The following is a 25,491-nucleotide window of genomic DNA, read 5'->3' as shown; positions in this document are numbered from 1 at the left end:
TACCAAATTTTACTTAGCTGTAATAATTGTAACCGCGCAAACGTTCTCCCTGGTGTCGAAAAAAGCGTGATGCAAGTCACATTAAAACATGCAAAAGATAACGTATTTCACAATAAACATTTAATTACATCACCTGAACGACTAAAATCTGTCCGCCCGGCGCAGCGTCAACGCGCTTTACCTTTCTATTCACAGGCCAGTCATGACTAACAGCAACCGTATTAAGCTCACATGGATCAGCTTCTTCTCCTACGCCCTGACCGGCGCGTTGGTGATCGTCACCGGGATGGTGATGGGTAACATTGCGGATTATTTCCATCTGCCCGTTTCCAGTATGAGCAACACCTTTACCTTTCTGAACGCCGGTATTCTGATCTCCATCTTCCTCAATGCCTGGCTGATGGAGATCGTGCCGCTGAAAACTCAGCTGCGTTTTGGCTTTATTTTAATGGTGCTGGCGGTGGCCGGCCTGATGCTCAGCCACAGCCTGGCGCTGTTCTCCGCGTCGATGTTCGTTCTCGGCCTGGTCAGCGGGATCACCATGTCGATCGGGACCTTCCTGATCACCCATATGTATGAAGGCCGTCAGCGCGGGGCGCGTCTGCTGTTTACCGACTCCTTCTTTAGCATGGCGGGAATGATTTTTCCGATGGTCGCCGCGGTCCTGCTGGCGCGCAGCATCGAGTGGTACTGGGTCTACGCCTGTATCGGTCTGGTGTATGTCGCTATTTTCGTCCTGACATTCGGCTGTGACTTCCCGGTGCTCGGCAAAAAAGCGCAGAGCGAAAACAGCCAGCCGGTGGTGAAAGAGAAGTGGGGCATCGGCGTGCTGTTCCTCTCCGTCGCGGCGCTGTGCTACATCCTCGGTCAGCTGGGCTTTATCTCCTGGGTACCGGAATATGCCAAGAGCCTGGGCATGAGCCTCGGCGATGCCGGTAAACTGGTGAGCGATTTCTGGATGTCCTACATGATCGGCATGTGGTCATTCAGCTTTATCCTGCGCTTCTTCGACCTGCAGCGCATCTTAACCGTCCTCGCCGGCCTCGCGACGGTGCTGATGTACCTGTTTATCAATGGTTCGCCGGAGCATATGCCGTGGTTTATTCTGACCCTGGGCTTCTTCTCCAGCGCCATCTACACCTCGATCATTACGCTCGGTTCGCAGCAAACTAAAGTCGCTTCACCAAAGCTGGTGAACTTTATCCTCACCTGCGGCACCATCGGCACCATGCTGACTTTCGTGGTTACCGGCCCGATTGTGGCTGCCAGCGGTCCGCTGGCAGCGCTGCACACCGCTAACGGCCTCTACGCCGTGGTGTTCGTGATGTGCTTTATCCTCGGCTTCGTCTCCCGTCACCGCCAGAACAACGCGCAGGCGGCGTCTCACTAAGCCTTCGGCCCCTTTGCGTCCGCAAGGGGGCTGTTCCTCATAAAAGAGAGCGCCTCGCCACCGCGGTCGGTCTGGATCCAGGTTTGCGCCAGCTGGGTAATCGCGATCACCCTTCCCTGGCGAATTGACCAGCGCACCGGCACCTGGCAGCGTACCGCCTCAAAGCCATTCTCCGCCGGGAGGATGATCAGGTTAGCCGGGTTGCCGCTGACGATGCCGTAATCGGTCAGGCCAAACGTGCGGGCGCTGTTGTCAGTGATAAGCTGCAGGCCGTCGTTAATCTGCTGGTAGCCCATCAGCTGGCAAACGTGCAGCCCCATATGCAGGACCTGCAGCATATTACCGGTCCCCAGCGGGTACCACGGGTCAAAGACATCATCATGACCAAAACAAACGTTGATCCCCGCCGCCATCAGCTCCTTCACCCGGGTAATGCCCCGTCGCTTCGGGTAGTCGTCAAACCGGCCCTGCAGATGAATATTGACCAGCGGATTGGCGACAAAGTTGATGCCGGAGAGCTTTAGCAGGCGGAACAGGCGCGAGGTATAGGCGCCATTATAGGAGTGCATGGCGGTGGTATGGCTGGCCGTCACCCGCGGCCCTATCCCCGCCTTCAGCGCCAGCGCGGCAACGGTTTCAACAAAGCGCGACTGTTCATCGTCAATTTCATCGCAGTGAATATCCAGCGGGCGGTCATATTTCTGCGCCAGTCGAAAGGCGATATGCAGCGATTCCACCCCATATTCACGGGTGAACTCAAAGTGCGGGATCGCCCCGACGACATCCGCCCCCAGCTTCAGGGCCTCTTCCAGCAGCGCCTCGCCGTTGGGGTAAGAGAGGATCCCCTCCTGCGGAAAAGCGACAATCTGCAGCTCGACCCATGGCGCCACCTCCTTTTTGACCTCCAGCATCGCCTTCAGCGCCGTCAACGTTGGATCGGAGACATCGACATGGGTACGGACAAACTGCACGCCGTTGGCGATCTGCCACTTGAGGGTTTTCCACGCCCGGGCTTTAACGTCCTCATGGCTGAGCAGCGCTTTCCGCTCCGCCCAGCGCTCAATCCCCTCGAACAGGGTGCCGGACTGGTTCCAGTTCGGCTCACCGGCCGTCTGGGTGGTATCCAGATGGATATGCGGCTCAATAAAAGGCGGGATCGCCAGGCCGCCGCGAGCGTTCAACACCTCGTAGCTTTCGTCCCGCGCCTCCCCCATCGGTGTGATCTCGCCAAAGCGGCCCTTATCTATCGCTATCTGCCACAGGCCGTCGCGGTCTGCCAGGCGTACGTTCTGAATCAACCAAAGCGGCGCTGCTGTCATATCACCCTCTCTATTCAATACGGCTTGTTTTCTACTCAAACCCAATCGCGACCCACCCAATTCTTGTACACAAAATCGGCAAAAAGGAAAAGCCAGCGTTTTCCACAACTTAGAAAATTACAGACAAATCAATTATATACCCATTAAGTGGTAGGTGAAGTTGTCATTGATTTGCATCAATAAGCCTGATGGCTGAATCGTTAAGGTAGGCGGTAATAGAAAAGAAATCGAGGCAAAAATGAGCAAAGTCAGAATCGCTATTATCGGTAACGGCATGGTTGGCCATCGCTTTATCGAAGAGCTTCTCGATAAGGCGCCTGCCGGACAGTTCGACATTACCGTGTTCTGTGAAGAACCGCGTATCGCCTACGACCGTGTCCACCTGTCGTCTTATTTCTCCCACCATACCGCAGAAGAGCTGTCGCTGGTCCGCGAAGGTTTCTATGAGAAACACGGCGTCAAGGTGCTGGTCGGCGAACGGGCCATCACCATCAACCGCCAGGAGAAGGTGATCCACTCCAGCGCCGGGCGCACGGTGTTTTACGACAAGCTGATTATGGCGACCGGCTCATACCCCTGGATCCCGCCGATTAAAGGCGCGGAAACTCAGGATTGCTTCGTCTATCGCACCATTGAAGATCTTAACGCCATTGAATCCTGCGCCCGTCGCAGCAAACGCGGCGCGGTGGTCGGCGGCGGCCTGCTCGGCCTGGAAGCCGCAGGCGCCCTGAAAAACCTCGGTGTCGAAACCCATGTTATCGAATTCGCGCCGATGCTGATGGCCGAGCAGCTCGACCAGATGGGCGGCGAGCAGCTGCGGCGCAAAATTGAAAGCATGGGCGTGAAAGTTCACACCAGCAAAAACACCAAAGAGATCGTTCAGCAGGGCACCGAGGCGCGCAAAACCATGCGCTTCGCCGACGGTAGCGAGCTGCAGGTCGATTTCATCGTCTTCTCTACCGGGATCCGCCCGCGCGATAAACTGGCCACCCAGTGCGGACTGGCGGTTGCCCAGCGCGGCGGCATCATGGTCAACGATAGCTGCCAGACCTCCGACCCGGATATCTATGCCATCGGCGAATGCGCCAGCTGGAACAACCGCGTGTATGGCCTCGTCGCGCCGGGTTATAAAATGGCCCAGGTGGCCGTCGACCACCTCCTCGGCAGTGAAAACAGCTTCACCGGCGCCGACCTCAGCGCCAAGCTGAAGCTGCTGGGTGTAGACGTGGGCGGTATCGGCGATGCCCACGGCCGCACGCCGGGCGCCCGCAGCTACGTCTATCTCGACGAAAGCAAAGAAGTTTATAAGCGTCTGATCGTCAGCGCCGACAACAAAACCCTGCTCGGCGCGGTGCTGGTCGGCGACACCAGCGACTACGGCAACCTGCTGCAGCTGGTGCTGAACGCCATCGAGTTGCCAGAGAATCCGGATTCGCTGATCCTCCCGGCCCACGCCGGCAGCGGCAAGCCGTCGATCGGCGTCGATAAACTGCCGGACAGCGCGCAAATCTGCTCCTGCTTCGACGTCAGCAAAGGCGACCTGATCGCCGCCATCAACAAAGGCTGCCATACCGTCGCGGCGCTGAAAGCGGAAACCAAGGCCGGTACCGGCTGCGGCGGCTGTATCCCGTTGGTCACCCAGGTGCTCAACGCCGAGCTGGCGAAACAGGGTATCGAGGTCAACAACAACCTGTGCGAACATTTCGCTTACTCCCGCCAGGAGCTGTTCCACCTGATCCGCGTGGAAGGCATCAAAACCTTCGACGAACTGCTGGCCAAACACGGCCAGGGCTACGGCTGTGAAGTGTGTAAACCGACCGTCGGCTCCCTGCTGGCCTCCTGCTGGAATGAGTACATCCTCAAGCCTCAGCACACGCCGCTGCAGGACACCAACGACAACTTCCTCGCCAACATCCAGAAAGATGGCACCTACTCGGTCATTCCGCGCTCCGCGGGCGGCGAAATCACGCCGGAAGGGCTGGTCGCCGTGGGCCGTATCGCTCGTGAATTCAATCTGTACACCAAAATCACCGGTTCCCAGCGCATCGGTCTGTTTGGCGCGCAGAAAGACGACCTGCCGGAGATCTGGCGGCAGCTGATTGAAGCGGGCTTCGAAACCGGCCACGCCTACGCCAAAGCGCTGCGGATGGCGAAAACCTGCGTCGGCAGCACCTGGTGCCGCTACGGGGTCGGCGACAGCGTCGGCTTCGGCGTCGAACTGGAAAATCGCTACAAAGGCATCCGTACGCCGCACAAAATGAAGTTCGGCGTCTCCGGCTGTACCCGCGAATGTGCGGAAGCCCAGGGCAAAGACGTCGGGATCATCGCCACCGAGAAAGGCTGGAACCTGTACGTGTGCGGTAACGGCGGGATGAAGCCGCGCCATGCCGATCTGCTGGCCGCGGACCTCGATCGCGAGACGCTGATTAAGTATCTCGACCGCTTTATGATGTTCTACATCCGCACCGCCGATAAGCTGACCCGCACCGCGCCGTGGCTGGACAACATGGAAGGCGGGATCGACTATCTGCGCAGCGTCATCATCGATGACAAGCTCGGTCTGAACGACCATCTGGAAGAGGAGCTGGCTCGCCTGCGCGCCGCCTTCGCCTGCGAGTGGACCGAGACCGTCAATAACCCGGCGGCGCAGACCCGCTTCAAACACTTTATCAACAGCGACCAGCGCGACCCGAACGTTCAGGTGGTGCCAGAACGTGACCAGCATCGCCCGGCCACGCCGTATGAGCGCATCCCGGTTACTCTGGTGGAGGAAAAAGCATGAGCCAGTGGGTAAACATCTGCAACATTGACGACATCCTGCCCGCCACCGGCGTCTGCGCCCTGCTCGGTCAGCAGCAGGTGGCGATATTCCGTCCCTATCATGACGACAGGGTGTTCGCTATCAGCAACATCGATCCGTTCTTTAACGCCAGCGTACTGTCTCGCGGCATTATCGCCGAGCATGACGGCGCCCTGTGGGTTGCCAGCCCGCTGAAAAAACAACGTTTCCGCCTGAGCGACGGCCTGTGTATGGAAGATGCCAGCCATTCTATCGCCCGTTTCGACGCCCGGGTAAAAGACGGCCACGTTCAGCTTAAGGCGTGAGTCCCGCATCCTCCCCCCGGCCACGGGGGGAGATATAAGTAACACTTCTGACCGACAGCGCATGAGTGCGGGATATGTCGCATGTTTTGTATTACCTTTGCTGCTATTCTACGACCACTCATTTTCTACCCCTTATTTTTATGAGGTTATTCTGTGGATCACTTACCCATATTCTGCCAGTTGCGCCAGCGTGATTGTTTACTGGTTGGCGGCGGGGATGTCGCCGAACGCAAGGCCCGTCTGCTGCTGGATGCTGGCGCAAACGTCACGGTCAATGCGCTCGACTTTACCCCGCAGTTTCATGTGTGGGCCGATTCACAGATGCTAACCCTGGTGCAGGGGGAGTTTATCCCCTCGCTGCTGGACAACTGCTGGCTGGCCATCGCCGCTACCGATAATGAGACGGTGAACCAGCAGGTCAGCGACGCGGCCGAAGCGCGGCGTATCTTCTGTAACGTGGTGGATGCCCCGCGCCAGGCCAGCTTTATCATGCCGTCCATTATCGACCGCTCGCCGCTGATGGTCGCCGTCTCCTCGGGCGGGACATCCCCGGTGCTGGCGCGCCTGTTGCGCGAGAAGCTGGAGTCAGTCTTACCCCTGCATCTTGGCCAGCTGGCCCGCTACGCCGGCCATCTGCGCGCGCGCGTGAAGCAGCAGTTTGCCACCGTAGGCGAACGCCGCCGCTTCTGGGAGAAGCTGTTCGTTAACGACCGGCTGGCGCAGTCGCTGGCCAATGACGATCGGCAGGCGGTGGCGGATACCACCGAGCAGCTGCTGACCGAGCCGTTAGAGCATCGCGGCGAGGTCGTCCTGGTTGGCGCCGGCCCTGGTGACGCCGGGCTGCTCACGCTTAAAGGCCTGCAGCAAATCCAGCAGGCCGACGTGGTGGTCTATGACCGGCTGGTCTCCGACGACATTATGAATCTGGTGCGCCGCGATGCCGACCGGGTGTTCGTCGGCAAGCGCTCAGGCTATCACTGCGTGCCGCAGGAGGAGATCAACCAGATCCTGCTGCGCGAAGCGCAAAAAGGAAGACGCGTGGTCCGGCTGAAAGGCGGCGATCCCTTTATCTTTGGCCGCGGCGGAGAGGAGCTGGAGACCCTCTGCGAGGCGGGGATCCCCTTCTCTGTTGTGCCCGGCATCACCGCCGCCTCCGGCTGCTCCGCCTACTCGGGGATCCCGTTGACCCATCGCGATTTCGCCCAGGGCGTCCGCCTGGTCACCGGCCATCTGAAAACCGGCGGCGAGCTGGACTGGGCGAACCTGGCGGTGGAGAAGCAGACCCTGGTGTTCTACATGGGTCTGAACCAGGCGCCGGCGATCCGCGAGAAGCTTATCGCCCACGGCATGGCGGAAGATATGCCTGCCGCCATCGTCGAGAACGGCACCGCCGTGACGCAAAAAGTGGTCAGCGGCACCTTAGGACAGCTGGATATTCTGGCGCAGCAGATGGCCAGCCCGGCGCTGATCATTGTCGGCCGCGTGGTCGGTCTGCGGGATAAACTGAACTGGTTCTCGAACCACTAACCTTCGCCTGACGGCGTGAACGACAGGCATAAAAAAGGGCGGGATATCCCCGCCCTTTTTAGCTGTTGCGTCGCTTACGGCTTGGCGACAAAGCCAATCGCTTCGTATACCGCTTTCAGGGTTTGAGAAGCGCGCGCGCTGGCCTTTTCTGCGCCGTCCTTCATCACCTGATTGAGAAACGCTTCGTCGTTACGGAAACGGTGATAGCGCTCCTGCAGGTCAATCAGCATGCCCGATACCGCTTCGGCGACTTCGCCTTTCAGGTGGCCATACATTTTGCCTTCGAAATGCTGCTCCAGCTCAGGAATGGTTTTCCCGGTGACCGCGGAGAGGATATCCAGCAGGTTGGAGACGCCCGCTTTCTCTTTCAGGTCGTAGCGCACCACCGGCGGCTCGTCGGAGTCGGTGACCGCACGTTTGATCTTCTTGACCACCGATTTCGGGTCTTCCAGCAGGCCGATGACGTTGTTGCGGTTGTCGTCGGACTTGGACATCTTTTTCGTCGGCTCCAGCAGCGACATCACGCGCGCGCCGGATTTAGGGATAAACGGCTCAGGCACTTTAAAAATATCGCCGTAGATGGCGTTAAAACGCTGGGCGATATCGCGGCTCAGTTCAAGGTGCTGTTTCTGATCTTCGCCCACCGGAACCTGGTTGGTCTGGTACAGCAGAATGTCAGCGGCCATCAGTACCGGATAATCAAACAGACCGGCGTTGATGTTCTCCGCGTAGCGCGCGGACTTGTCTTTAAACTGGGTCATGCGGCTCAGTTCGCCGAAATAGGTGTAGCAGTTCAGCGCCCAGCCTAACTGGGCATGTTCCGGCACGTGAGACTGAACGAAAATAGTGCTTTTCTGCGGGTCGATGCCGCAGGCCAGATACAGCGCCAGGGTGTCCAGCGTCGCCTTACGCAGCTGCTGCGGATCCTGGCGCACGGTGATGGCGTGCTGGTCCACGATGCAATAGATGCAGTGGTAATCGTCCTGCATGTTTACCCACTGACGCAGCGCACCCATGTAGTTGCCAATGGTCAGTTCACCTGAGGGCTGTGCGCCACTAAAAACGATGGGCTTAGTCATGTTTCAATTCCTGAGTTTCACTGTGCGGTAACCCGAGAGCGGGTAAGAGTTCATTAAACTGGTCGAAGAGATAGTCCGGCTCGCTCAGCGCAAGCGGTTCGCCATAGTTATAGCCGTAGGTCAGGCCAACAGAGCAGCAGCCTGCCGCTTTGGCCGCCTGAATATCATTACGGGAATCGCCGACGAACAGCAGCGCCTCCGGCGTCAGGCCGAGCTTTTGCGCCACCAGCAGCAGCGGTTCCGGATGCGGCTTTTTGTTCTGTACGTCATCGCCGCCGATCACCACGGTAAAGTATTTCGCCATATCGAGCGCGTCCAGCAGCGGGGCGACGAACGGCGTCGGCTTATTGGTCACCAGCGCCAGCGGCAGGCCTTTGGCCTGCAGCGCGCCGAGCGTATCGGCCACTGCCGGAAACAGGAAACTGCCCTCTTCCGCCGCTTCGGCGTAATAGCGGTCAAACAGTTTACGCAAAATGCGCAGCTGTTCGTCTTGCGGAATATCATGATCGTCGACGGAAGGCTTGCCCATCGCCGCACGTAACGTTGCACGCTCCTGACGAGCCCAGGTCAGCGCCCGCTCCATCAGAACATCGGCGCCGTTGCCGATCCAGGTCACGACGCGTTCTTCTCCCGCCACCGGCAGCTCCAGGGCGTAGAGGGCGTTATCAACGGCGGCGGTCAGACCCGGCGCGCTGTCCACCAGCGTGCCGTCGAGATCAAACGCGATGCCGCGGATCGCCTGTAATTTATCCATGACTTACCTTCGCTAATTCATTACGCATGTGATCAATGACTTTCTTGTAGTCCGGCTGGCCGAAGATCGCCGAACCGGCAACGAACATATCCGCACCCGCCGCGGCGATTTCGCCGATATTGCTCGCTTTCACTCCGCCATCCACTTCCAGGCGAATGTCGTAGCCGGACGCATCGATGCGCTGGCGCACTTCACGCAGTTTATCCAGCGTCTGCGGAATAAAGGACTGGCCGCCAAAGCCCGGGTTAACCGACATCAGCAGGATCACGTCCAGCTTATCCATCACGTAATCGAGATAGCTCAGCGGCGTCGCGGGGTTAAACACCAGGCCCGCTTTACAGCCGTGCTCTTTGATAAGCTGCAGGCTGCGGTCGACGTGTTCGGAGGCTTCCGGGTGGAAGGTGATGATGCTGGCGCCAGCTTCGGCAAAATCAGGAATGATGCGGTCGACCGGCTTCACCATCAGGTGGACGTCGATCGGCGCGGTAATACCGTAGTTACGCAGCGACTTCAGCACCATCGGGCCAATCGTCAGGTTCGGCACGTAGTGGTTGTCCATGACGTCGAAGTGCACGACATCCGCACCCGCCGCCAGCGCCTTCGCGGTATCCTCACCCAGACGGGCAAAATCAGCCGACAGAATCGAAGGGGCAATCAAATACTGCTTCATCCGCATCTCCTTGAAATTTATTTGGTCTTAGGCGGACGGTAGAGCGCTAAAAGCTCGTCCACCTTTTTACGCGTACCACCGTTGCTGCTGATGCTGCGCCGAACCTTCACAATATGCGTTTCTGCCGCGTTTTTATACCACTCCTGCGTCAACGGCGTGCGGTGGTTGGAAATCAGCACCGGGATCCGTTTCTTCATCAGCGATTCCGCCTTTTGCGCCAGCAGCACCTGTTGCTCCAGGTTGAAGCTGTTGGTGTGGTAGGCGGTAAAGTTCGCCGTCGCCGTCAACGGCGCATAGGGCGGATCGCAATACACCACCGTGCGGCTATCCGCACGCTGCATGCACTCTTCATAAGATTCGCAGTAAAACTCAGCGTTTTGCGCCTTGTCGGCAAAATGATAGAGCTCAGCCTCGGGGAAATAGGGCTTCTTATAGCGGCCAAACGGCACATTGAATTCGCCGCGCAAATTGTAACGACACAGGCCGTTGTAGCCGTGACGGTTCAGATACAGGAACAGCACCGCGCGACGCAGCGGATCCTGGCTCTGGTTGAATTCATCACGGTACTGGTAGTAGCGCTCAGCGACGTTGTTTTCGGGGGTAAACATCTCGCGGGCGGCAGCGACATACTCGTCGGTGCGCAATTTGACGATGTTGTACAGGCCGATTAAATCACTGTTGATATCCGCGAGGATATAACGAGAAAAGTCGGTATTGAGAAATACCGACCCGGCGCCCACAAAGGGCTCGATTAAGCACTCACCTTCCGGCAAATGCTTTTTAATATCGTCAAGCAGGGGGTACTTCCCCCCTGCCCACTTTAGAAAAGCGCGATTCTTTTTCATGCTGCCTAACTAATTACACATTCTCCGGCTGTGGAGAAAGCTCCGACAGCATCCTGCGCTTAAGACTACCCCACGGCATTATTTCAGATCAGCCTGAACCTGATGCAGTGGTTTTGCCCATGGATTTTTCGCCTGCACGTCCGGCGGCAGCGAGGTGACCGCGCGTTTCGCTTCATCTTTCGATGAATAGATACCGCTCACCAGCACGTACCACGGTTGGCCGTTACGCGACGTTTCATAGACAACATATCTGTCCAGCTTCTCTTTCTTCGCCCAGTTATTCAGGTTTTCATAGTTAGAGGAGCTGCTGAGCTGCAGGGTATAGTTACCCGACGGCGCAGATTTCATCGAGCTGACGTCACCTGCCGTTTTACCGCTCTTCGCCGCCGGCGCTGCCGCGGCTGCCGTTGCGGCTGGCGCTGCGGTCGTCGCGGTCGTGGCTGGTTTGCTCTGCGCGGTGGCTGCCGGTTTACTTTCGCTGACGGTCGTTTTCGCCGGAGCGGTAGTGGCCGCGCTTTCAACATGCTTCGGCTGGATCGGTTTCGTTTCTACCGGCGCTTTCGCCACCGCCTGTGGTTTCGGCTGCGGCTTCGCTTCGATGACGGTGTGCTTACGCTCGGCCGGACGCGGCGTTGCCGCCGTCTGACGTTCGATCGTCTGGCGCGGCGCCGCGGCGCCACTGGCGCCATTACGGATCGGCGCGACTGTTGCCGGTTCAGTTGGCAGCGTCGAGTTAGCTACGGCGCCGTCCAGCTGGCCCTGCTGCTGGGTCAGCGCGTTATTCAGATCGCCCTGAACTTCAACACGCTGCTGGCCCTGCGGCTCTGCCGCTGCCTGGCCCTGGGTCGGGTTCGCGGCAATTGGCGGTACCGTGACGTCCTGCTGTGTGGTGGTATTGGCGGCAGTCTGATCCTGGCCGGCAGCTGGCGTGCTGGCGGACTGGTCGTCAGACAGATTAATGCTCTTCTCGCCGGAAGCGGTCTGCTGGCTGGACGAAGATGGCGATTTCAGCGCGGAACCGATACCTACGATTAACAGCAACAGCACCAGAATCCCCACACCCATCATGATGTACTGGCGGGAAGCGGGTTTCGCCGGCGCTTTTTTACGCTTACGCGGACGACGCTCTACAGGCTGCTCTTCGAGCATCTCCTCATCTTCCGCATCCAGTTCTTCTTCGAACTCTTCCTCTTCACGCTCACGACGGGCCTTGCCGGCGCGCGTCGGACGGCCTTCATCGGCATCAAGATCGACATCGTCAAAATTGATCTGCGGATCGGCATCACGCTCGGAAGACTGACGGGAACGACCAGCACGACGATCGTTGCGATCGGCTTTCATATCGTCTTCTGGTTTGAAATCATCCATTTAACACCCCACTAAAAGGCTTATGCTCACGATTATTGCACATCACCCGAAATGATAACGCCGCGCGAACGCGGCCAGACCTTCTTATTGTTGCGCCTGCTGAGTATCAGCAATCGCGCCAAGAACCACATCATGCGGCACTCCGCCGCGCAGCTCGCTGCTTCCTATTGCGAGCGGGAGCACCAGCCGCATTTCGCCAGCCAGTACTTTCTTATCGCGCATCATATGGGGCAAATACGCCTGCGCACTCATTTCCTGCGGGCCGCGTACCGGTAAACCTGCACGCTTGAGCAGATCGATAAGGCGCTGAGTATCCTGCGCGCGGAACTGCCCCAGCCGCTCGGACGTATGCGCCGCCATCACCATACCTGCCGCCACCGCTTCGCCGTGCAGCCAGTTACCGTAGCCCATTTCCGCCTCGATAGCATGGCCGAAGGTATGTCCAAGATTGAGTAAAGCACGTAACCCGGTTTCACGCTCGTCAGCAGCCACAACTTCCGCTTTCAGCTCACAGCAACGGCGAATGCAGTACGCCATGGCCTTTTCATCCAGCGCCAGCAGGGCATCAATGTTGTTTTCCAGCCAGTTGAAGAATGCGCCGTCGAGGATCACCCCATACTTGATGACCTCAGCCAGTCCGGAAGCGAGTTCGCGCTGCGGAAGCGTCTTCAGACAGTTAAGATCAACCACCACGGAAACCGGCTGCCAGAAGGCGCCAATCATGTTTTTGCCGAGAGGGTGGTTCACTGCGGTTTTGCCGCCGACCGACGAGTCGACCTGCGACAGCAAGGTGGTAGGGACCTGGATAAAACGCACGCCGCGCTGATAGCTTGCCGCGGCGAAACCGGTTAAATCACCGATAACACCGCCGCCGAGCGCCACCAGCGTGGTGTCGCGGCCATGGGGTTTTTGTAACAGCGCGGTAAATACGGTATCCATCACCGCCAGGCTTTTATACTGCTCGCCGTCGGGCAGGATCACGCTGTCAACGTTGACCCCTGCCTGCTCCAGCGCAGAGCGGACGGTATCCAGATAAAGCGGCGCCAGCGTTTCGTTGGTGACCAGCATAGCCTGGTCGCCCGACTTGAGTGGCAGGAAGGAAGCTGGATCGTTAAACAAACCAGCCGCGATGGTAATCGGGTAACTACGTTCCCCGAGGGTAACAGTAAGCCTCTCCATAACGCGACATCCACCTCAATGACTTTTACTCTGACGCACTTTTATTAAGCCAGAATCAGTTGCTTTCCAGCATATGAATAATCTGGTTCGCGACGACTTTCGCACTCTGATCGTCTGTGCGGATAGTCACATCGGCGATCTCTTCATACAGCGGGTTACGCTCGTCAGCCAGCGCTTCCAGTACTTCACGAGGCGGCGCATCGACTTGTAGCAAAGGACGCTTTTTATCGCGCTGCGTACGGGCCAACTGCTTCTCGATCGTTGTTTCCAGGTAGACCACCACGCCGCGGGCGGAGAGACGGTTACGCGTTTCACGGGATTTTACAGAGCCGCCGCCAGTCGCCAGCACAATCCCCTGTTTTTCCGTCAACTCATTGATAATTTTTTCTTCACGGTCGCGGAAGCCTTCTTCGCCTTCAACATCGAAGACCCAGCCCACATCAGCGCCAGTGCGTTTCTCAATCTCTTGATCAGAATCGTAAAATTCCATGTTGAGCTGTTGGGCTAACTGGCGCCCAATAGTGCTTTTGCCGGCACCCATAGGCCCAACCAGAAAGATATTGCGTTTCTCTGCCATTTTTTCGGTACTACTAAGACTATTCGTTAATGATAAACCCGCTTCGCAGACACCCAGCGCCGCAGGGCATGAACTGAAACCTCATATGCAATAGAGCGAGAGTCAGACTAAAAATTATCTCAATACTCCGGCTGGTTTGGCAACTGAATAAAATCGCCGGACAATAAAGGGAGGATTGATGTCGTACCCGACTCTCAAATCGGTACCCCTTGTATGCTAAATCCGTCCTCACGTCAAACACCTGAAACGTGTTTAGCATGAAAAACCTGCTTAACGTACTGCCAGAATCCGTGGCGTAATAAAGACAACCAGTTCACGGCGTTCATTATCTTTCCCGTCGCGGCGAAACAGACGCCCTAGCACCGGGATATCGCCAAGCAGCGGGACGCTGTCGCGGGCGGTTTTGTTTTTCTGCGAAAAGATGCCGCCCAACGCCAGGGTCTCGCCGCTGCGGACTTCCACCAGGGTCTCGATCTCCTGTTTATCAATGGCCAGCGCCTCGCCGTTATCCTGCTTCAGCACCTGGCCTGGCGTGTTCTCGCTTATTCGCAGCTTCAACCGCACTCTCCCCTTCTGCAGCACCGTCGGCGTCACCTCCATGCCCAGCACCGCCTCTTTAAACTCCACCGACGTGGCGCCGCTTTCACCGCTGGAGACCTGATAGGGGATCTCGCTCCCCTGCTTGATGCTGGCGGGCTGCATATGGGAGGCGAGCAAACGAGGACTGGCGATAATCTCGACCTGCTGCTTGCGCTCCAGCGCGGAAAGCTCCAGCTCAAGCAAGCGCCCGTTAATTTTGCCGATGTTAAAGCCTGCGCGGGTGCTGGCATCGTTGACCGACACATCGCTGCTTAGGGTGGTGATGTGCCCGGATCCCGGGGTGCTTTCAGCCTCCGCCAGCCGCCACTTCACCCCCAGTTCACGCAGGCTGGTTTCGCTCATCGACACGATATGGGCGGCCAGCTCCACCTGTCCGACCGGCAGATCCATCTCCTGCGCCCAGGCCTTCAGCGCCGGCAGATGCCGCGCATCATCGCGGATCAGCAGCCGATTGGTCCGCTTGTCCGCCATCAGGTTTCCCCGGGCGCTAAGCAACTTACCGCCGCTTTTAGCCAGCTCCTCGGCATCGGCATAGTGCAGCGTCACGCTCTCCGCCAGCAGCGGCAGGTTCTGCAGACGTTTCGCCTGTTCAGCTTCGCGCTGCGCCAGATTGGCTTTTTGCCAAGCCTGCGTATGCGCGTAGATGACCGTCCCCTGCTGTTGCAAAGAGAGGCCTGCGCTATCCGCCACTGCCCGCAGCGCCTGGGTCCAGGGGACCTTCTGCAGGCGCAGGGAGAGCGTGCCGCTGACGTCCGGTGCGACAACGAGGTTCTTATGGTTCATTTCGGCCAGGGCTTGCAGCACCTGGGCCACTGGCGCGTCGTCAACGACCAGCGAAACCGGCTTGTCATTTCGCGCGGCGACCACCGCCAGCGGTAGCAGCAGAAGCAGCAGGCTTATCCATCGCATCATCTTGTTTTCCTTCACGTTGCCAGCGCCACGCTGGCGGTTCACATCCCGGAAGCGTGACGATGTCCAGCTCGCCGGCCGTCAGCCGACTCACCCGCCAGCCCGTGGGCAATTGCTCATCCAGGCGTACCCGTCGCCACATGCCGCTTCCATCCTGCAAAAACCCCGTCCAGCCTGCGCCATCGCCGGCCGCGCCGCCATAGCGCCATTGCGACAGCTGCGCCGTGCGGCAAGGATCTTCAACCGGCAGGAAAGGATCGCGCCCGGCCGCCAGCAGCGACAGCGGCAACCACAGCAAAATCCAGCATTTACCGCCCATCTTCCGCCTCCAGCTGCAGCCGCATGCGCAGCGCCTGCCCCTCGCGCTCCAGCGAGAACGAACGCGGGTTCATCCCGCAGCGCGCCAGCCATGAGAACAGGGCGGGTACCGTCGGCCAGGGGAGAGACAGCGCCATCTCACCGCCGCTCCCCTGCGGATGCCAGGCGATTAGCTTCGCGCCGGCGAGCGGAATGGCGATGGGCGAGAACGGCTGCTTGTCGATGCGTTCCCCGGAACTTTCACCGGCGGGGATGCGCAGCGCCATGATCCGCCGCCACTGCGTTTGCAGAGCGCCATCGCGGGACAGCGCCGCCAGCGGCTGGGGGGCATCGCGCCAGAGCGCCACGCCGCCCCCCATCAGCCCCATCGCGAGCAGAATCAACAGCCCCGCCCGGGTGCGCCGGGTGTTAATCCGCATCGGTGCGCGCTCCCGACAGGGTAAAACTGAACTGCCAGCGCCCCTCGGCGTCGCGCTGCGTTCCGCCGGCTTTAGCCGGCGCGAATCCCGCGACGCTGGCCAGAGCAGCCTCCACCCGGGCCAGCGCCTGCAGGTTGAGGGCCAGGCCATCCAGCGTCAGGCGCGCCCCCTGGTACTCCAGCCGCGTCAGCCATGCCTGAGCGGGCAGGCCTGCCGCGAGCGCCATTAGTCGGGGTTGCCAGGCGGCGATCGTCGATCTGCGCTGGCGCTGCTCGCGCTGGCGTTGATGCTGCTGCCATGCCTCGCGCATCGCCTGTTCGCGCTGTTTGAGCGAGGCGAGCAACGCTGCGTCGGCTGTCGTGTGGATCCTCGCCAGGGCGTCGCGCTGTAGACCCGCTGTTCGCCCCGCCTGCAGGGTCGTTCCCACCAGCAGCACGATACCGGTGGCTAACAACAGGGCGTAGCGCAGGCGCTGGCGGCGACGCAGGTCACGCCAGGGGAGAAGATTAACGACATGCGTCATGGCGCCCGCCTCCCAGCGCCAGCCCAAGGGCAATGGCGTAGCGATCGCCGTCGGCTGGCAGCGGAGGCTGCCGGCGGTGAACCACCTGCCAGACATCAAAACGACTGGCCTCGTCGCCCGCATCAGCGCACAGGCGCAGAGGAACCTGAAGTTGCCCCGCCAGCTGGCTTAAGGACCCTATCGCATCGCAGGCGTCACAGCCCCAGGCCTCCTGGGTCGCCCATAGCCAGTACTTTTCATCCCGCCACGCCAGGCCTTGCTCTGCTGCCGTCACCCAGGGGAAAAAGGCGCCGAGCGCGCTGGCATCCGGTACGATGGCCGCCACCCGCAGCCGCAGCCGCCCTGCCAGCTCCCGCAGAACATTGATATCCAGCCGCTGCGCCGCCGTCACCTGCCAGCCGTCATCCCGCGAGGTGGGCGCATAATCAATACATAGAGAGGAGGCGGGCATCGCCAGCTGTTGGGTCATGGCGCTGGCTATCCACGTCGCCTGTTCCCGCTCTCGCAGGGCGAACTGGGGATAAGGCAGGCGTTTTTGCAACGTGCGAGCCGCGGGAAAGGCGATACTGATCTGATGCTGCGCCGGTAGCTCCCGCCGCCAGGCGGCCAGCCGTGAGCCGAGGGCGCTAACGTCCGCCACCATCCCCTGCCGCACCAGACCTGGCGGCAGCGGAATGCGCCACCAGCGGCGCAGTGCCCAGTGTGAGCGCTCATGCAGTAGCGCGACAATGGCAATGCTATCCTGTTGGATATGCATTCCGATCCGCCAGTTTCTGAAAGCCATGCTTACGATCTCCTTATCCGGCAAAACTGTCCGGCTATATCAATGCACCTGGCTTGCCTTTATACTACCGCGCGTTTGTTTATAAACTGCCCAAATAAAACTAAATGGGAAAACACCGGTGAAGTTCGTAAAGTATCTATTGATCCTTGCAGTCTGTTGCGTACTGCTGGGAGCAGGCTCGATTTTTGGCCTCTACAAATACATAGAGCCGCAACTCCCCGACGTCGCAACCCTGAAGGATGTGCGTTTGCAGATCCCGATGCAGGTCTATAGCGCCGACGGTGAGCTTATTGCGCAGTACGGCGAAAAGCGCCGTATCCCTGTAACGTTGCAGCAAATTCCCCCCGAGCTGGTGAAAGCGTTTATCGCCACCGAAGACAGTCGTTTCTATGAGCATCACGGCGTCGATCCGGTGGGTATTTTCCGCGCCGCCAGCGTGGCGATGTTTTCAGGCCACGCCTCGCAGGGCGCCAGCACCATCACCCAGCAGCTAGCGCGTAACTTCTTCCTCAGCCCCGAGAAGACGTTGATGCGTAAGATTAAAGAGGCCTTTCTGGCCATCCGCATCGAGCAGCTGCTGAACAAAGATGAAATCCTTGAGCTGTATCTGAACAAGATTTACCTCGGCTACCGCGCCTATGGCGTCGGCGCCGCGGCGCAGGTCTATTTTGGCAAACCTATCGACCAGCTGACCCTCAGCGAAATGGCGGTGATTGCCGGTCTGCCGAAAGCCCCGTCCACCTTTAACCCGCTCTATTCGATGGATCGCGCCACAGCCCGTCGCAACGTGGTGCTGTCGCGTATGCTGAGCGAGGGGTACATCACCCAGGCGCAATACGATGAAGCGCGCAGCGAACCCATCGACGCCAGCTACCACGCGCCGAAAATCGCCTTCTCAGCGCCTTATCTGAGCGAAATGGTGCGCCAGGAGATGGTGAATCGCTATGGCGAGCAGGCCTATGAAGATGGCTACCGGGTGTACACCACGATTACCCGCAAAAACCAGCAGGCGGCCCAGCAGGCGGTCCGCAATAACGTGCTGGATTACGATATGCGTCACGGCTACCGCGGCCCGGCCAGCGTGCTGTGGAAGGTCGGCGAAACGCCGTGGGAGGCGAAAAAGATCGTCGACGCCCTGAAGCGCCAGCCTGGCTTAGGCCCGCTTTCTCCTGCGGTGGTCACCTCCGCGAATGCCCAGGAGGCCGTCGCGCTGTTGGCTAACGGCGACTCCGTTTCACTGACGATGGACGGCGTGCGCTGGGCTCGTCGCTTTATCTCCGATACGCAGCAGGGAGCGACTCCGCGTAAAGTCAACGACGTCGTGCAGGCCGGGCAGCAGATCTGGGTTCGCAAAGTGGGTGACAGCTGGTGGTTGTCGCAGGTCCCGGACGTCAACTCGGCGCTGGTCTCCATTAACCCGCAAAACGGCGCGATTATTGCCCTTGTCGGTGGGTTTGACTTTAACCAGAGCAAGTTTAACCGCGCCACCCAGGCGCTGCGCCAGGTCGGCTCCAACATCAAGCCGTTCCTCTACACCGCTGCGATGGATAAAGGCTTAACTCTGGCAAGCATGCTCAACGATGTGCCAATCTCGCGCTGGGACGCCGGGGCCGGCTCCGACTGGCGGCCGAAAAACTCGCCGCCGCAGTATGCCGGTCCGATTCGTTTACGCCAGGGCCTGGGGCAGTCGAAAAACGTGGTAATGGTGCGCGCCATGCGCGCCATGGGCGTTGACTATGCCGCCGAGTACCTGCAGCGCTTTGGTTTCCCGGCGCAAAACATTGTCCACACCGAATCGCTGGCGCTGGGCTCCGCCTCATTTACGCCTCTGCAGGTCGCCCGCGGGTATTCGGTGATGGCCAACGGCGGCTTCCTGGTCAACCCGTTCTTTATCAGTAAGATTGAGAATGATCAGGGTGGGGTCCTCTTCGAGGAGCGCCCGAAAATCGCCTGCCCGCAGTGTGATTTACCGGTGATTTACGGCGATACGCCAAAATCCAATGTGCTGGAAAACAAAGATGTGGAAGATGTCGCCACCTCGACGGAACCGCAGAATGGCAACGTGCCGCCGCAGCCGCAGCTGGAGCAGGCCAATCAGTCACTGGTGGCGCAGAGCGGCGCCCAGGAATACGCGCCGCATGTGATCAATACCCCGCTGGCCTTCCTGATCAAGAGCGCGCTGAACAGCAACATCTTTGGCGAACCGGGCTGGATGGGAACCGGCTGGCGCGCCGGACGGGATCTGCAGCGGCATGACATCGGCGGCAAAACCGGAACCACCAACAGCTCGAAGGACGCCTGGTTCTCAGGCTACGGGCCGGGCGTGGTGACCTCGGTTTGGATCGGCTTTGACGATCATCGTCGCGATCTTGGCCGGACCACCGCGTCAGGGGCGATTAAAGATCAGATCTCCGGCTACGAAGGCGGCGCCAAAAGCGCCCAACCGGCCTGGGACAGCTTTATGAAGAGCGTGCTGGAAGGCGTTGCGGAAGAGCCGTTAACGCCGCCGCCGGGAATCGTCACGGTGAATATCGATCGCAGCACCGGTCAGCTGGCGAACGGGGGCAACAGCCGGGCGGAATACTTTATTGAGGGTACCCAGCCCACGCAGCAGGCGGTCCATGAGGTGGGCACCACCTTGACGGACGGCGGCGGTGAAACCCACGAGCTGTTCTGACAAAAAAAGCGCCTGCGGGCGCTTTTTTATTGCTGCTTAGCGTGAACGCTCGTTCAGAGTCTCCCCTGGGCCTGCAGCCATTCCCGCACTAAAAACAGCGCGCTGACGTTGCGGGCCTCGTTAAAATCTTCTTCATCCAGCAGCGACATCAGCTGCGTCAGCGGCCAGCGCACCTGCGGCAGCGGCTCGGGCTCATCGCCCGGCAGCGACTCCGGATAGAGATCTTCCGCCACCAGGATGTTCATTTTGCTGGAGAAGTAAGAGGGAGCCATACTGAGCTTCTTCAGGAACGTCAGCTTATTGGCGCCGAAGCCAACCTCTTCTTTCAGCTCGCGATTGGCCGCTTCATCTACGGTTTCACCCGGATCAATCAGCCCTTTGGAGAAGCCCAGCTCGTAGGATTCCGTCCCGACGGCATACTCGCGAATCAAAATAATATGATCATCCACAATCGGCACAATCATTACCGCTTCGCGGGTGGAAGGCCGCATACGTTCATAAACGCGACGCACACCGTTGCTGAATTCCAGATCGACGCTTTCGACATTAAAGAGGCGCGAACGGGCGACAGTTTCAACATTGAGAATGGTGGGTTTTTGTAATGATTTGCTCATTGTCATCGGTCTATGCTGTGATTAAGCAGTCATTGTGCGATACGCAACACGCTTTCGGCAATCCAAATCGCCACTTATTTACAGAGTTGTAACCTTTCCCCTGCAAAGGTGAAAGTAATAAAGATAAAAAAGTCAATAGCTTGAATTCTGTTTGAGAATTTACCGATTTCTGCGCTTTAACGTTTTTGGTAAGCTTATACACTGCTGCATGACATATTCACTACCCTGCAAGCAGGTGCGCCGCTAACACTGCAGCTTGACGTTAGTCTTCACGTTCACCGACGATTTCGTAAGAAAAATATAACTATGATGGGATGGGCATGGGCACCTTTCTGATATTCCTTACAGCTCTGCTAATCTGCGTATTGCTCATTGGATGGTGGTATCGCACGCACGCCAGACGCCGCCGGCTCCCCCTACTGCACGCCTTTAGCGATGCCACCACGCGGCCGCTCCCTGCCGATGAGCGCCAGGCCATCGAAAAGTATCTTGCCGAACTGAGCCGCGCCCAGCAGGTGCCCGCGTCCGGCGCCACCAGCGCGCCCGTCGCTCTGGCGCTAAACGAACAGAGCGATACCGTCTATGGGTTGACGCGAGCCATCACCCGCTACGGGATCACCACCGACGCGCCGAATAAATGGCGCTATTTTCTCGATTCGGTGGAGGTACATCTGCCGCCGTTCTGGGAACAGCATATCAACGATGAAAACAGCGTCGAGCTGATCCCCACCGACAGCCTGCCGCTGGTTATCACCCTTAACGGTCATACCCTGAGCGACTATCGTCAGGATGCGCAAAGCTACGCTCTGGAACGCGCCTCGGCCACCCAGGCCTCGATTCGCGGCGAAGAGAGCGAACAGGTAGAGCTGCGGCAGATCCGGCGGGAAAGCCCGGAAGAGCACGCCCTGAATCGCCCGGACGGTCTGCGGGAAGCGATCCTGATCGTCGCCTCTTTCCTGTTCTTTTATTTCAGCCTGATTGGGCCAGCCGTCTTTACCCCGTGGCTGGTGGCCGCCGGTTTGCTGCTGCTCGCCGCCGGCCTGTGGGGGATCTATGCCCCGCCGCGCCGCGCCGCGCTGCGCGAAATCCACTGCCTGCGCGGCGTCCCGAAGCGCTGGGGGCTGTTCGGCGAAAACGATCAGGAACATATCAATAATATCTCGCTGGGCATTATCGATCTCATCTATCCGCGCCACTGGCAGCCCTGGATCGCCCAGGACCTCGGACAGCAGACCGATATTGATATCTATCTCAACCGCCATGTGGCCCGTCAGGGACGCTACTTGTCGCTTCATGATGAAGTGAAAAATTTTCCGCTGCAGTACTGGCTGCGCAGCGCGATTATCGCCGCCGGCGCCCTGGTGGTGGTGATCATGCTATGGGCCAGCGTACCGCTGAATATGCCGTTTAAGTTCACCCTGTCGTGGCTGAAGGGGGCGCAGACGATTGAAGCCACGACCGTCAGCCAACTGGAAAAGGCCCATGTGCGCATTGGCGATACGCTGCGCCTGACCGGTACCGGGATGTGCAACATCCGCACGCCGGGCAGTTGGACGGCCAAAGAGGATTCGCCGTTCCTGCCTTTCGATTGTTCGCAGATTGTGTGGAACGATGCCCCTCCTCTGCCGCTGCCGGAGTCTGACATTGTCAGCAAAGCGACCGCCCTGATGGAGTCCGTCCAGCGTCAGCTGCACCCGGAAACCGACGACGACTCCCGCGTCAGCCCGGCGCTGCGCTCCGCCATTCAAAAATCTGGCATGGTGCTGCTGGATGATTTCGGCGATATCGTTCAGAAAACCAAGGATCTCTGTTCGGCTGCCGATGATTGCCTGCGCCTGAAGAACGCGCTGGTTAATCTCGGCAATACACGTAACTGGGAGACGTTAACCAAGCGCGCGTCCGCCGGGAAACTGGATGGTGTGAACGTGCTCCTGCGGCCAGTCAGCGCCGAGTCGCTGGAGAATCTGGTGACCACCTCAACCGCCCCCTTTGTAATGCGTGAAACCTCGCGAGCGGCGCAGGCGCTCAACAGCCCGGCCCCTGGCGGCTTCCTCATCGCCAGCGACGAGGGCAGCGTGCTGGTCAATCAGCCGTGGCCGGCGGTAAGCCTGTATGATTACCCGGCGCATGAGCAGTGGGGCGAACTGCGGCGGCTGGCCGGTATGCTGATGCATACTCCCTTCCATGCCGAAGGGATCGTCACCAATCTGTTTACTGACGCCAACGGCACCCAGCATATCAACCTGCACCGCATTCCCGACCGCAGCGGCCTGTGGCGCTATCTGGGCATCACCCTGCTGCTGCTGTCGATGGTGGGATGCATGGCTTACCACGGCGTGCAGGCGCTGCGTCGTTATCAACGCCATCGCCAGCGTATGGAAGAGATTCAGAAATATTACGAAAGCTGCCTGAACCCGGTGCTGCTCCCCTCGTCTGACCCGCAAGATTAATTTCCCCGGCGGCAGGGTGTGATACCCTGTCGCCCATTTCCCGCTCGCTGGAGAGTCATCATGCATTTTGATATCGCCTGGCAGGAGGTCGATACCGTTCTGCTGGATATGGACGGCACGCTCCTGGATCTCGCTTTTGATAACTATTTCTGGCAAACGCTGGTGCCGGAAACCTGGGGGGCCGCCCGCGGCCTCAATCTGCAACAGGCGAAAGAGGCCATGCACCAGGAGTATCATGCCGTGCAGCATACGCTAAACTGGTACTGTCTGGATTACTGGAGCGAGCGCCTGGGTTTGGATATTTGTGCGATGACCAGCGAACAGGGTCCGCGCGCCACGCTGCGTGAGGATACCGTGCCGTTCCTTGATGCGCTCAAGGCCAGCGGTAAGCGACGTATTCTGTTGACCAATGCCCATCCCCACAATCTGGCGGTGAAACTCAAACACACCGGCCTGGATGCGCACCTTGATTTATTACTTTCCACCCACACATTTGGTTATCCGAAAGAGGATCAGCGTCTGTGGCGCGCCGTGGCGGAGGAAACCGGCCTTGAGGCGCATAAAACGCTGTTTGTCGACGACAGCGAGGCGATTCTGGATGCCGCGAGGGAGTTTGGCATTCGCTACTGCCTGGGCATTACCAATCCCGACTCCGGGCTGGCGGAAAAGCAGTATCTGCGCCATCCGGGGCTGAATGATTACCGACGACTGATCCCTTCGCTTACCCCGAAGGAGAGGCGATGAAAGAGAAGCCTGCCGACACCGTCAGACTGGATAAATGGCTTTGGGCCGCCCGCTTTTACAAGACCCGCGCGCTGGCGCGGGAGATGATTGAAGGCGGCAAGGTGCATTACAACGGACAACGCAGCAAACCAGGGAAAATCGTCGAACTGGACGCCATGCTGACGCTGCGTCAGGGCAACGACGAGCGGACGGTGCGCATCGTCGGTATCACCGAGCAGCGCCGCCCGGCAAGCGAAGCCGTCACCCTGTATGAAGAGACGGCGGAGAGTATCGAGAAGCGTGAAAAAATGGCCCTGGCGCGCAAAATGAACGCCCTGACCATGCCGCACCCTGACAGACGTCCGGACAAGAAAGAGCGCCGCGACCTGATGAGATTTAAACACGGCGAGAGTGAGTAACTCGCGCCAGAAAGAGAGATGATTATGACTCAACACGATCAATTACATCGTTATCTGTTTGAAAACTATGCCGTGCGCGGCGAGCTGGTGACGGTGTCGGAAACCCTGGAACAGATTCTGGCGAATCACACTTATCCCCAGCCGGTGAAAACGGTGCTGGCGGAGCTGCTGGTCGCCACCAGTCTGCTGACTGCGACCCTGAAGTTTGCCGGCGACATTACCGTGCAGCTGCAGGGCGATGGGCCTTTACAGCTGGCGGTGATCAACGGCAATAACCAGCAGCAGCTGCGCGGCGTCGCGCGCGTGCAGGGCGAGATTGCGGACGATGCGGATCTGAAAGCGATGGTCGGCAACGGTTATCTGGTCATTACCATCTCCCCGGAAGAGGGTGAGCGCTATCAGGGCGTGGTCGGTCTGGAAGGCGATACGCTGGCCGCCTGCCTGGAAGATTACTTCCAGCGTTCAGAGCAGCTGCCGACGCGCCTTATCATCCGCACCGGCGAACATGAAGGCCAGCCGATGGCGGGCGGGATGCTGCTGCAGGTGATGCCGGCCCAGGATGCCCAGACTGCCGACTTTGAGCACCTGGCGACGCTCACCGAGACCATCAAGGCGGAAGAGCTGTTCACCCTGCCGGCGAACGATGTGCTGTGGCGTCTGTACCATGAAGAAGAAGTCACGGTCTACGATCCGCAAAGCGTGGAGTTCAAGTGCACCTGCTCCCGCGAACGCTGCGCCGGCGCGCTGAAGACGCTGCCGGACGAAGAGATAGATAGCATCCTTGCCGACGAAGGCGAGATTGATATGCACTGCGACTACTGCGGTAACCACTATATCTTCAACGCCATGGACATCGCCGAGATCCGTAACAACGCCTCTCCGGCCGACCCGCAGGTCCATTAATCCTCACTTCTTCTTCAGGCACCGGGCGGCGATGTGGTTTGTCGCCCGGAGCCTGACTTTTATTTATTCACGAGTTGAATCGATTCTCGCTGAAAGAGTTACGTAATTTTATTCCAGGAAAGCGATTACATTCACATTTCAGCAGTTTTTTTAATTACTTTTTAACCATTGAGAAACATCTAACCCCACCATCCGGCCATTTCCTGAGATAATCCACTTCACTTCGTGACAGGAGTCACCGTTTTTTTCGTCATTCTGCGGAATGTCGAGATACGTAAATCTATGAGCCTGGTCGCGGTCAATACCCGGTAATAAACCCTACAATTTACAGCAGTACAT

23 protein-coding genes are annotated in these 25,491 nt (G+C 58.8%); 9 read left to right on the top strand and 14 right to left on the bottom strand.

Annotation, left to right across the window (positions count from 1 at the left end; translation table 11 throughout):
- Positions 1–202 precede the first annotated feature (202 nt).
- The gene (tsgA, locus tag ACOI7D_RS24795; RefSeq protein ID WP_004202192.1) at positions 203–1,390 is read left to right on the top strand and encodes an MFS transporter TsgA; all 1,188 of its coding nucleotides are present in this window, start codon (positions 203–205) and stop codon (positions 1,388–1,390) included.
- Here the strand turns inward: tsgA and ACOI7D_RS24790 are convergent.
- Positions 1,387–2,709 (bottom strand): cytosine deaminase, encoded by a 1,323-nt coding sequence (locus tag ACOI7D_RS24790; RefSeq protein ID WP_032454219.1) that lies wholly within the window; start codon positions 2,707–2,709, stop codon positions 1,387–1,389. The two genes, tsgA and ACOI7D_RS24790, sit on opposite strands and share 4 nt — an antisense overlap.
- 238 nt (positions 2,710–2,947) lie before the next feature.
- Between ACOI7D_RS24790 and nirB the strand changes: the two genes are divergently transcribed.
- The 3 genes from nirB (at position 2,948) to cysG (ending at position 7,341) form a co-directional block, all read left to right on the top strand.
- Positions 2,948–5,491, top strand: coding sequence for a nitrite reductase large subunit NirB (nirB, locus tag ACOI7D_RS24785; RefSeq protein WP_050533985.1), 2,544 nt, complete (start codon positions 2,948–2,950; stop codon positions 5,489–5,491).
- Positions 5,488–5,814 (top strand): nitrite reductase small subunit NirD, encoded by a 327-nt coding sequence (gene nirD, locus ACOI7D_RS24780; RefSeq protein WP_023291187.1) that lies wholly within the window; start codon positions 5,488–5,490, stop codon positions 5,812–5,814. Before nirB ends, nirD begins: the two co-directional genes overlap by 4 nt.
- A gap of 153 nt (positions 5,815–5,967) precedes the next feature.
- Entirely contained in the window at positions 5,968–7,341 is a 1,374-nt protein-coding gene (gene cysG / locus ACOI7D_RS24775) for a siroheme synthase CysG (protein WP_023291188.1), read from the top strand.
- Positions 7,342–7,415: 74 nt separating this feature from the next.
- Here the strand turns inward: cysG and trpS are convergent, their stop codons facing one another.
- The 12 genes from trpS to ACOI7D_RS24715 all read right to left on the bottom strand — a co-directional run bounded on the left by trpS (position 7,416) and on the right by ACOI7D_RS24715 (position 17,366).
- Positions 7,416–8,420 (bottom strand): tryptophan--tRNA ligase, encoded by a 1,005-nt coding sequence (gene trpS, locus ACOI7D_RS24770; RefSeq protein ID WP_002920253.1) that lies wholly within the window; start codon positions 8,418–8,420, stop codon positions 7,416–7,418.
- The gene (gph, locus tag ACOI7D_RS24765; RefSeq protein WP_064154977.1) at positions 8,413–9,174 is read right to left on the bottom strand and encodes a phosphoglycolate phosphatase; all 762 of its coding nucleotides are present in this window, start codon (positions 9,172–9,174) and stop codon (positions 8,413–8,415) included. Before gph ends, trpS begins: the two co-directional genes overlap by 8 nt.
- Positions 9,167–9,844, bottom strand: coding sequence for a ribulose-phosphate 3-epimerase (rpe, locus tag ACOI7D_RS24760; RefSeq protein WP_023291190.1), 678 nt, complete (start codon positions 9,842–9,844; stop codon positions 9,167–9,169). The genes gph and rpe overlap by 8 nt, the downstream gene beginning before the upstream one ends.
- A gap of 17 nt (positions 9,845–9,861) precedes the next feature.
- Positions 9,862–10,689 (bottom strand): adenine-specific DNA-methyltransferase, encoded by an 828-nt coding sequence (gene dam / locus ACOI7D_RS24755; protein ID WP_004202178.1) that lies wholly within the window; start codon positions 10,687–10,689, stop codon positions 9,862–9,864.
- A 78-nt stretch (positions 10,690–10,767) separates the two neighbouring features.
- Positions 10,768–12,057: a cell division protein DamX gene (damX, locus tag ACOI7D_RS24750; protein ID WP_109546858.1), complete on the bottom strand. Its 1,290-nt coding sequence runs from the start codon at positions 12,055–12,057 to the stop codon at positions 10,768–10,770.
- An 84-nt stretch (positions 12,058–12,141) separates the two neighbouring features.
- Positions 12,142–13,236: a 3-dehydroquinate synthase gene (gene aroB, locus ACOI7D_RS24745; RefSeq protein ID WP_109546857.1), complete on the bottom strand. Its 1,095-nt coding sequence runs from the start codon at positions 13,234–13,236 to the stop codon at positions 12,142–12,144.
- A 55-nt stretch (positions 13,237–13,291) separates the two neighbouring features.
- The gene (gene aroK / locus ACOI7D_RS24740; RefSeq protein WP_002920267.1) at positions 13,292–13,813 is read right to left on the bottom strand and encodes a shikimate kinase AroK; all 522 of its coding nucleotides are present in this window, start codon (positions 13,811–13,813) and stop codon (positions 13,292–13,294) included.
- A 270-nt stretch (positions 13,814–14,083) separates the two neighbouring features.
- Positions 14,084–15,325: a DNA uptake porin HofQ gene (hofQ, locus tag ACOI7D_RS24735; protein ID WP_064154975.1), complete on the bottom strand. Its 1,242-nt coding sequence runs from the start codon at positions 15,323–15,325 to the stop codon at positions 14,084–14,086.
- A complete protein-coding gene (locus ACOI7D_RS24730) occupies positions 15,261–15,641 on the bottom strand; it encodes a HofP DNA utilization family protein (protein ID WP_072422222.1) in 381 nt (126 codons plus the stop codon). Before ACOI7D_RS24730 ends, hofQ begins: the two co-directional genes overlap by 65 nt.
- Complete coding sequence (locus ACOI7D_RS24725; RefSeq protein ID WP_072413867.1) at positions 15,631–16,059, bottom strand: pilus assembly protein PilO; 429 nt, start codon at positions 16,057–16,059, stop codon at positions 15,631–15,633. Before ACOI7D_RS24725 ends, ACOI7D_RS24730 begins: the two co-directional genes overlap by 11 nt.
- A complete protein-coding gene (locus tag ACOI7D_RS24720) occupies positions 16,049–16,582 on the bottom strand; it encodes a PilN domain-containing protein (RefSeq protein WP_087826923.1) in 534 nt (177 codons plus the stop codon). Before ACOI7D_RS24720 ends, ACOI7D_RS24725 begins: the two co-directional genes overlap by 11 nt.
- Positions 16,566–17,366 (bottom strand): hypothetical protein, encoded by an 801-nt coding sequence (locus ACOI7D_RS24715; RefSeq protein WP_048298489.1) that lies wholly within the window; start codon positions 17,364–17,366, stop codon positions 16,566–16,568. The genes ACOI7D_RS24720 and ACOI7D_RS24715 overlap by 17 nt, the downstream gene beginning before the upstream one ends.
- Before the next feature lie 118 nt (positions 17,367–17,484).
- Between ACOI7D_RS24715 and mrcA the strand changes: the two genes are divergently transcribed.
- On the top strand, positions 17,485–20,043 hold the full coding sequence (mrcA, locus tag ACOI7D_RS24710; protein WP_032454231.1) for a peptidoglycan glycosyltransferase/peptidoglycan DD-transpeptidase MrcA: 2,559 nt from the start codon (positions 17,485–17,487) through the stop codon (positions 20,041–20,043).
- A gap of 53 nt (positions 20,044–20,096) precedes the next feature.
- On the opposite strand, the gene nudE is transcribed toward mrcA, so the two are convergent.
- Entirely contained in the window at positions 20,097–20,657 is a 561-nt protein-coding gene (nudE, locus tag ACOI7D_RS24705; RefSeq protein ID WP_032429005.1) for an ADP compounds hydrolase NudE, read from the bottom strand.
- Between the two features lie 320 nt (positions 20,658–20,977).
- On the opposite strand from nudE, the gene ACOI7D_RS24700 reads away from it, so the two are divergent.
- Genes ACOI7D_RS24700 through hslO form a run of 4 tightly spaced genes read left to right on the top strand, consistent with a single transcriptional unit; the run spans position 20,978 to position 25,152 of the window.
- Entirely contained in the window at positions 20,978–23,107 is a 2,130-nt protein-coding gene (locus ACOI7D_RS24700) for an intracellular growth attenuator family protein (protein WP_109546856.1), read from the top strand.
- A 60-nt stretch (positions 23,108–23,167) separates the two neighbouring features.
- Entirely contained in the window at positions 23,168–23,851 is a 684-nt protein-coding gene (gene yrfG, locus ACOI7D_RS24695; RefSeq protein ID WP_004202162.1) for a GMP/IMP nucleotidase, read from the top strand.
- Positions 23,848–24,249 carry a ribosome-associated heat shock protein Hsp15 gene (hslR, locus tag ACOI7D_RS24690; RefSeq protein ID WP_044524965.1) on the top strand — a complete coding sequence of 134 codons (402 nt, stop codon included), beginning with the start codon at positions 23,848–23,850 and terminating at the stop codon, positions 24,247–24,249. Before yrfG ends, hslR begins: the two co-directional genes overlap by 4 nt.
- An 18-nt stretch (positions 24,250–24,267) precedes the next feature.
- The gene (gene hslO, locus ACOI7D_RS24685) at positions 24,268–25,152 is read left to right on the top strand and encodes an Hsp33 family molecular chaperone HslO (protein ID WP_017899960.1); all 885 of its coding nucleotides are present in this window, start codon (positions 24,268–24,270) and stop codon (positions 25,150–25,152) included.
- The last annotated feature ends 339 nt before the right edge of the window (positions 25,153–25,491 follow it).

Origin of the sequence: Klebsiella sp. C360, from assembly GCF_048822415.1 — a bacterium.
GTDB lineage: Bacteria > Pseudomonadota > Gammaproteobacteria > Enterobacterales > Enterobacteriaceae > Klebsiella > Klebsiella quasipneumoniae.
The sequence above is the reverse complement of the archived record's forward strand: the minus strand, read 5'-3'. Positions and strand labels throughout refer to the sequence as shown.

Excerpts from the sequence above, each read along its gene's own strand:
- tsgA (WP_004202192.1), top strand. The coding sequence starts at position 203 with ATGACTAACAGCAACCGTATTAAGCTCACATGGATCAGCTTCTTCTCC.
- ACOI7D_RS24790 (WP_032454219.1), bottom strand. The coding sequence starts at position 2,709 with ATGACAGCAGCGCCGCTTTGGTTGATTCAGAACGTACGCCTGGCAGAC.
- nirB (WP_050533985.1), top strand. The coding sequence starts at position 2,948 with ATGAGCAAAGTCAGAATCGCTATTATCGGTAACGGCATGGTTGGCCAT.
- nirD (WP_023291187.1), top strand. The coding sequence starts at position 5,488 with ATGAGCCAGTGGGTAAACATCTGCAACATTGACGACATCCTGCCCGCC.
- trpS (WP_002920253.1), bottom strand. The coding sequence starts at position 8,420 with ATGACTAAGCCCATCGTTTTTAGTGGCGCACAGCCCTCAGGTGAACTG.
- gph (WP_064154977.1), bottom strand. The coding sequence starts at position 9,174 with ATGGATAAATTACAGGCGATCCGCGGCATCGCGTTTGATCTCGACGGC.
- rpe (WP_023291190.1), bottom strand. The coding sequence starts at position 9,844 with ATGAAGCAGTATTTGATTGCCCCTTCGATTCTGTCGGCTGATTTTGCC.
- dam (WP_004202178.1), bottom strand. The coding sequence starts at position 10,689 with ATGAAAAAGAATCGCGCTTTTCTAAAGTGGGCAGGGGGGAAGTACCCC.
- damX (WP_109546858.1), bottom strand. The coding sequence starts at position 12,057 with ATGGATGATTTCAAACCAGAAGACGATATGAAAGCCGATCGCAACGAT.
- aroB (WP_109546857.1), bottom strand. The coding sequence starts at position 13,236 with ATGGAGAGGCTTACTGTTACCCTCGGGGAACGTAGTTACCCGATTACC.
- aroK (WP_002920267.1), bottom strand. The coding sequence starts at position 13,813 with ATGGCAGAGAAACGCAATATCTTTCTGGTTGGGCCTATGGGTGCCGGC.
- hofQ (WP_064154975.1), bottom strand. The coding sequence starts at position 15,325 with ATGATGCGATGGATAAGCCTGCTGCTTCTGCTGCTACCGCTGGCGGTG.
- ACOI7D_RS24730 (WP_072422222.1), bottom strand. The coding sequence starts at position 15,641 with ATGGGCGGTAAATGCTGGATTTTGCTGTGGTTGCCGCTGTCGCTGCTG.
- ACOI7D_RS24725 (WP_072413867.1), bottom strand. The coding sequence starts at position 16,059 with ATGCGGATTAACACCCGGCGCACCCGGGCGGGGCTGTTGATTCTGCTC.
- ACOI7D_RS24720 (WP_087826923.1), bottom strand. The coding sequence starts at position 16,582 with ATGACGCATGTCGTTAATCTTCTCCCCTGGCGTGACCTGCGTCGCCGC.
- ACOI7D_RS24715 (WP_048298489.1), bottom strand. The coding sequence starts at position 17,366 with ATGGCTTTCAGAAACTGGCGGATCGGAATGCATATCCAACAGGATAGC.
- nudE (WP_032429005.1), bottom strand. The coding sequence starts at position 20,657 with ATGAGCAAATCATTACAAAAACCCACCATTCTCAATGTTGAAACTGTC.
- ACOI7D_RS24700 (WP_109546856.1), top strand. The coding sequence starts at position 20,978 with ATGGGCACCTTTCTGATATTCCTTACAGCTCTGCTAATCTGCGTATTG.
- yrfG (WP_004202162.1), top strand. The coding sequence starts at position 23,168 with ATGCATTTTGATATCGCCTGGCAGGAGGTCGATACCGTTCTGCTGGAT.
- hslR (WP_044524965.1), top strand. The coding sequence starts at position 23,848 with ATGAAAGAGAAGCCTGCCGACACCGTCAGACTGGATAAATGGCTTTGG.
- hslO (WP_017899960.1), top strand. The coding sequence starts at position 24,268 with ATGATTATGACTCAACACGATCAATTACATCGTTATCTGTTTGAAAAC.